This window comes from Escherichia sp. MOD1-EC7003 (genome assembly GCF_002965065.1).
Classification (GTDB): domain Bacteria; phylum Pseudomonadota; class Gammaproteobacteria; order Enterobacterales; family Enterobacteriaceae; genus Escherichia.
Genome location: NZ_PTRE01000075.1, coordinates 26,880 through 33,267, shown reverse-complemented (window position 1 = coordinate 33,267; position 6,388 = coordinate 26,880). Strand labels below are relative to the sequence as shown.

Below are 6,388 nucleotides of genomic sequence, written 5' to 3'. Positions count from 1 at the left end.
ATACTGGATGAGATGGGCTATCTGCCGATGATCCGCGAGGAAGCCAGTCAGTTCTTCCGGTTGCTGAACCGTCGATATGAAAAAGCGAGCATCGTGCTGACATCAAATAAAGGGTTCGCCGACTGGGGAGAGATGTTCGGCGATAACGTGCTGGCAACGGCAATCCTGGATCGACTGCTCCACCACTCAACCACACTGAACATCAAAGGAGAAAGCTACCGGTTAAAGGAAAAACGCAAAGCGGGAGTGCTGGCAAAAAACGCCACGCCAATCAGTGATGATGAAATGGCGGAAAGCGGACAACATTAATGACCAATAGCGGACATTAAAAATGGCGAAAAACGGCCAATAATCTTGGCGTTGACAACGGCGCTTCCGGCAGAAAGGAACGCACCAGCTCTTCCAGTTCGGCCCGATACTCTGCTGATAAAAAATCGTGGGTGGCATCGACAGAACGACACCAAATCGCAACGAGTTCCTCCCCTTCCTCATGCCGTGAGCGGCGAATACTAATAACCATTTTCTCTCCTTTTAGTCATTCTTATATTCTAACGCAGCCTTTTCCTTGAAACTTTCTCACCTTCAACATGCAGGCTCGACATTGGCAAATTTCCTGGTTATCTTCAGCTATCTGGATGTCTAAACGTATAAGCGTATGTAGTGAGGTAATCAGGTTATGCCGATTCGTGTGCCGGACGAGCTACCCGCCGTCAATTTCTTGCGTGAAGAAAACGTCTTTGTGATGACAACTTCTCGCGCATCTGGTCAGGAAATTCGTCCGTTAAAGGTGCTTATCCTTAACCTGATGCCGAAGAAGATCGAAACTGAAAACCAGTTTCTGCGCCTGCTTTCAAACTCGCCTTTGCAGGTCGATATTCAGCTGTTGCGCATCGATTCCCGTGAATCGCGCAACACGCCCGCAGAGCATTTGAATAACTTCTACTGTAACTTTGAAGATATTCAGGAACAGAATTTTGACGGTCTGATTGTAACCGGTGCACCGTTGGGACTGGTGGAGTTTAATGACGTCGCTTACTGGCCACAGATCAAACAGGTACTGGAGTGGTCAAAAGATCACGTCACCTCGACGCTGTTTGTCTGCTGGGCGGTACAGGCCGCGCTCAATATCCTCTACGGAATACCTAAGCAAACCCGCACCGACAAACTCTCTGGCGTTTACGAGCATCATATTCTCCATCCTCATGCGCTTCTGACGCGTGGCTTTGATGATTCATTCCTGGCACCACATTCGCGCTATGCTGACTTTCCGGCAGCGTTGATTCGTGATTACACCGATCTGGAAATTCTGGCAGAGACGGAAGAAGGGGACGCATATCTGTTTGCCAGCAAAGATAAGCGCATTGCCTTTGTGACGGGCCATCCCGAATACGATGCGCAAACGCTGGCGCAGGAATATTTCCGCGATGTGGAAGCCGGACTAGATCCGGATGTTCCGTATAATTATTTCCCGCACAATGATCCGCAAAACAAACCGCGGGCAAGCTGGCGTAGTCACGGTAATTTGCTGTTTACCAACTGGCTTAACTATTACGTCTACCAGATCACGCCATACGATCTACGTCACATGAATCCAACGCTGGATTAATCTTCTGTGATAATCGATCGTTAAGCGATTCAGCACCTTACTACAGGCACCTTCGGGTGTCTTTTTTATTTCCGAAACACACCTCAGCAGGTGAATAAATTTTATTTATATTGTTATCAATAAGTTAATGCGTATTTTTATTTAGAATGGAAATTGTTTTTGATTTTGCATTTTAAATGAGTAGTCTTAGTTGTGCTGAACGAAAAGCGCACAACGATCCTTCGTCCACTGTGGGGAAGTTTTCGGATCCATGACGAGGAGCTGCACGATGGCTGAACAGGCAACAACAACCGATGAGCTGGCCCCGGACTGGAACAAAGTGATCGAGGGGCAAATTAACCTGCGTGATGCAGTTAACGGCGCCATCAGCTATACCAATGAAGCTGGCAAAATTTATCAGTTCAAGCCCAATCCAGCGGTTTTGATTTGTCGGGTACGCGGTATGCACTTGCCGGAAAAACATGTCACCTGGCGCGGAGAAGCAATTCCTGGCAGCCTGTTTGATTTTGCGCTCTATCTCTTCCACAACTACCAGGCACTGTTGGCAAAAGGCAGCGGTCCCTATTTCTATCTGCCGAAAACCCAGTCCTGCCAGGCTATCGCCTGTTAGCGTAAACCACCCCATAACTATGGAGCATCTGCACATGAAAACTCGTACACAACAAATTGAAGAATTACAGAAAGAGTGGACTCAACCGCGTTGGGAAGGCATTACCCGTCCGTACAGCGCGGAAGATGTGGTGAAATTACGCGGTTCAGTCAATCCGGAATGCACGCTGGCGCAGCTGGGCGCGGCGAAAATGTGGCGTCTGCTGCACGGTGAGTCGAAAAAAGGCTACATCAACAGCCTTGGTGCACTGACTGGTGGTCAGGCGCTGCAACAGGCGAAAGCGGGTATCGAAGCGGTTTACTTGTCGGGCTGGCAGGTAGCGGCAGACGCTAACCTGGCGGCCAGCATGTATCCGGATCAGTCGCTCTACCCGGCAAACTCGGTGCCAGCTGTAGTGGAACGGATCAATAACACCTTCCGCCGTGCCGATCAGATCCAATGGTCTGCTGGCATTGAACCGGGCGATCCGCGCTATGTCGATTATTTTCTGCCGATCGTCGCCGATGCGGAAGCCGGTTTTGGCGGTGTCCTGAATGCTTTTGAACTGATGAAAGCGATGATTGAAGCCGGTGCAGCGGCAGTTCACTTCGAAGATCAGCTGGCGTCAGTGAAGAAATGCGGTCATATGGGCGGCAAAGTGCTGGTGCCGACTCAGGAAGCTATTCAGAAACTGGTTGCTGCGCGTCTGGCTGCCGACGTGACGGGCGTTCCAACCCTGCTGGTTGCTCGTACCGATGCCGATGCGGCAGATCTGATCACCTCGGATTGCGACCCGTATGACAGCGAATTCATTACCGGCGAGCGTACCAGCGAAGGCTTCTTCCGTACTCACGCAGGCATTGAGCAAGCGATCAGCCGTGGCCTGGCGTATGCGCCATATGCTGACCTGGTTTGGTGTGAAACTTCCACGCCGGATCTGGAACTGGCGCGTCGCTTTGCACAAGCTATTCACGCGAAATACCCAGGCAAACTGCTGGCTTATAACTGCTCGCCATCGTTCAACTGGCAGAAAAATCTCGACGACAAAACTATCGCCAGCTTCCAGCAGCAGCTGTCGGATATGGGCTACAAGTTCCAGTTCATCACCCTGGCAGGCATCCACAGCATGTGGTTCAACATGTTTGACCTGGCAAACGCCTATGCCCAAGGCGAAGGTATGAAGCACTACGTTGAGAAAGTACAGCAACCGGAATTCGCTGCCGCGAAAGATGGCTACACCTTCGTATCTCACCAGCAGGAAGTGGGGACGGGCTATTTCGATAAAGTGACAACCATTATTCAGGGCGGCACGTCGTCGGTGACCGCACTGACAGGTTCTACTGAAGAATCGCAGTTCTAAGCAACCTACAAACGTTGCTGACTGTAGGCCGGATAAGGCGTCATCCGGCAATCAACGCCTGATGCGACGCTTGCGCGTCTTATCAGGCAATTCTCTGCTCCTGATGAGGGCACTAAATGCCGCGTGGCCTGGAATTACTGATTGCACAAACCATTTTGCAAGGCTTCGACGCTCAGTATGGTCGATTCCTCGAAGTGACTTCCGGGGCGCAGCAGCGTTTCGAACAAGCCGACTGGCATGCTGTCCAGCAGGCGATGAAAAACCGCATCCATCTTTACGACCATCACGTGGGTCTGGTCGTGGAGCAATTGCGCTGTATCACCAACGGCCAAAGCACGGACGCGGCATTTTTACTGCGCGTTAAAGAGCATTACACCCGGCTGTTGCCGGATTACCCGCGCTTCGAGATTGCGGAGAGTTTTTTCAACTCCGTGTACTGTCGGTTATTTGATCACCGCTCGCTTACTCCCGAGCGGCTTTTTATCTTTAGCTCCCAGCCAGAGCGACGTTTTCGTACTATTCCGCGCCCGCTGGCGAAAGATTTCTACCCCGAGCACGGCTGGGAATCTCTGCTAATGCGAGTGATCAGCGATCTGCCGCTGCGTTTGCGCTGGCAGAATAAAAGCCGTGACATTCATTACCTCATTCGCCATCTGACCGAGACGCTGGGGAAAGACAACCTCGCTGAAAGCCATTTACAGGTGGCGAACGAACTGTTTTACCGCAATAAAGCCGCCTGGCTGGTGGGCAAACTGATCACACCTTCCGGCACGTTGCCCTTCTTGCTACCTATCCACCAGACGGACGACGGCGAGTTATTTATTGATACCTGCCTGACGACGACCGCCGAAGCGAGCATCGTCTTTGGCTTCGCGCGATCCTATTTTATGGTTTATGCGCCGCTGCCCGCTGCGTTGGTCGAGTGGCTACGGGAAATTCTGCCAGGCAAAACCACCGCTGAATTGTACATGGCTATTGGCTGCCAGAAGCACGCTAAAACTGAAAGCTACCGCGAATATCTCGTTTATCTACAGGGTTGTAATGAGCAGTTCATTGAAGCACCGGGTATTCGTGGGATGGTGATGTTGGTGTTTACGCTGCCGGGCTTTGATCGGGTATTCAAAGTCATCAAAGACAAGTTCGCGCCGCAGAAAGAGATGTCAGCGGCCCATGTTCGTGCCTGCTATCAACTGGTGAAAGAGCACGATCGCGTGGGCCGAATGGCAGACACCCAGGAGTTTGAAAACTTTGTGCTGGAGAAGCGGCATATTTCCCCGGCATTGATGGAATTACTGCTCCAGGAAGCAGCGGGAAAAATCACCGATCTCGGTGAACAGATTGTGATTCGCCATCTTTATATTGAGCGACGGATGGTGCCGCTCAATATCTGGCTGGAACAAGTGGAAAATCAGCAGCTGCGCGATGCCATTGAAGAGTACGGTAACGCTATTCGCCAGCTTGCCGCCGCCAATATTTTCCCAGGCGACATGCTGTTCAAAAACTTTGGTGTCACTCGTCACGGGCGCGTGGTGTTTTATGATTACGATGAAATTTGCTACATGACGGAAGTGAATTTCCGCGATATCCCGCCGCCGCGCTACCCGGAAGACGAGCTGGCTAGTGAACCCTGGTACAGCGTCTCGCCGGGCGATGTTTTCCCGGAAGAGTTCCGTCACTGGTTATGTGCCGATCCGCGTATTGGGCCACTGTTTGAAGAGATGCACGCCGACCTGTTCCGTGCCGACTACTGGCGCGCACTCCAAAACCGCATCCGTGAAGGACATGTGGAAGACGTTTATGCGTATCGGCGCAGGCAGCGGTTTAGCGTTCGGTTTGTATAAATCAGAAGCGAAAATGTCACCGCATCCCGCCATAGGCCAGCGTCACCTCCTTCGCCGCTTTAATCACCATCGCGCCAAACTCAGTCACGCGGTCATCGGTAATACGTGAAATCGGCCCGGAAATAGAAATTGCGGCAAACGGTTCGCGGTGCTCATCGAAAATACATGCTGCGAGGCAACGCAGCCCCAGCGCATGTTCCTCATCATCAAATGAATAGCCCCGTTTGCGCGTTTGGGCGAGATCTTCTTTTAAATGCACAGGAGACACCAGCGTTGCGTGGGTATAGGCATGTAGCCCTTTGCGGTGCAGCAGTTTCGTCACCTGTTCTTCGCTCAGTTGGGCTAAAAAGGCTTTGCCCGCACCGGAAGCATGCAGAGGTAATTTACCGCCAATAGGCGCGGACATCCGCATCAGGTGGGGACACTGTACCTGGTCGATAATAATCGCTTCGTGATTGCTTTGATCAAGCACCGCCATATTGACCGTTTCGCCAGACTCTTCCATCAGATTGAGCAGGATAGGGTGAACAATCGCTGACAAGTTACGGCTCTGGAGAAAGCTGCTGCCGACCATAAAGGCATGTGCACCGATAGCCCAGTGCCCCAGTTCGCCGACCTGACGCACGAAACCCTGCTGTTGCATCGTGGTTAGCAGGCGGTGGGTCGTGGAATTGGGTAACCCGGCCTGCTGTGCCAGCTCTGTGAGCGCCACACTACCATTGGACTCGGCAATCCACTCCAGTAATTTCAGACCACGCGTTAAAGACTGAACCTGTCCAGTCGCTGGTGCGGTGGCAACGGCGGGTTTTCTGCCGCGTTTTGTGGGAATGGGTGCGACCATGATAGCCTCCTTTTTCTGCATTGTGGAAACTATTTTCATTTTTATTATTGACTAATGCAATAGTTGCCGAACTGATCCGATGAGTTAATGTTGAACAAATCTCATGTTGCGTGGTGGTCGCTTTTACCACCGATGCGTTTATGCCAGTATG

5 protein-coding genes and 2 pseudogenes are annotated in these 6,388 nt (G+C 51.7%); 5 read left to right on the top strand and 2 right to left on the bottom strand.

The annotated features are described in order from the left end of the window. Positions 1–309: ATP-binding protein (locus tag A7090_RS14075; protein WP_105274493.1), on the top strand; the 309-nt coding region annotated here is incomplete at its 5' end. Between the two features lie 55 nt (positions 310–364). Here the strand turns inward: A7090_RS14075 and A7090_RS14070 are convergent. Further along, a pseudogene (locus tag A7090_RS14070) lies at positions 365–520 on the bottom strand (acetyltransferase); the annotation flags it as partial. A 156-nt stretch (positions 521–676) separates the two neighbouring features. Here A7090_RS14070 and metA point away from each other — a divergent pair. From metA to aceK, 4 genes and pseudogenes are all read left to right on the top strand, one after another. Continuing rightward, positions 677–1,606 (top strand): homoserine O-acetyltransferase MetA, encoded by a 930-nt coding sequence (metA, locus tag A7090_RS14065; protein WP_001122783.1) that lies wholly within the window; start codon positions 677–679, stop codon positions 1,604–1,606. A 292-nt stretch (positions 1,607–1,898) separates the two neighbouring features. Further along, a pseudogene (locus tag A7090_RS14060) lies at positions 1,899–2,210 on the top strand (malate synthase A); the annotation flags it as partial. A gap of 40 nt (positions 2,211–2,250) precedes the next feature. Then, complete coding sequence (gene aceA / locus A7090_RS14055) at positions 2,251–3,555, top strand: isocitrate lyase (protein ID WP_000857856.1); 1,305 nt, start codon at positions 2,251–2,253, stop codon at positions 3,553–3,555. Between the two features lie 116 nt (positions 3,556–3,671). After that, on the top strand, positions 3,672–5,396 hold the full coding sequence (gene aceK, locus A7090_RS14050; protein WP_105274492.1) for a bifunctional isocitrate dehydrogenase kinase/phosphatase: 1,725 nt from the start codon (positions 3,672–3,674) through the stop codon (positions 5,394–5,396). A 16-nt stretch (positions 5,397–5,412) separates the two neighbouring features. On the opposite strand, the gene iclR is transcribed toward aceK, so the two are convergent. After that, a complete protein-coding gene (iclR, locus tag A7090_RS14045; protein ID WP_105274491.1) occupies positions 5,413–6,237 on the bottom strand; it encodes a glyoxylate bypass operon transcriptional repressor IclR in 825 nt (274 codons plus the stop codon). Positions 6,238–6,388 lie beyond the last annotated feature (151 nt).

Coding starts and splice junctions, on each gene's coding strand:
- aceA (WP_000857856.1), top strand. CDS start 2,251: ATGAAAACTCGTACACAACAAATTGAAGAATTACAGAAAGAGTGGACT.
- metA (WP_001122783.1), top strand. CDS start 677: ATGCCGATTCGTGTGCCGGACGAGCTACCCGCCGTCAATTTCTTGCGT.
- aceK (WP_105274492.1), top strand. CDS start 3,672: ATGCCGCGTGGCCTGGAATTACTGATTGCACAAACCATTTTGCAAGGC.
- iclR (WP_105274491.1), bottom strand. CDS start 6,237: ATGGTCGCACCCATTCCCACAAAACGCGGCAGAAAACCCGCCGTTGCC.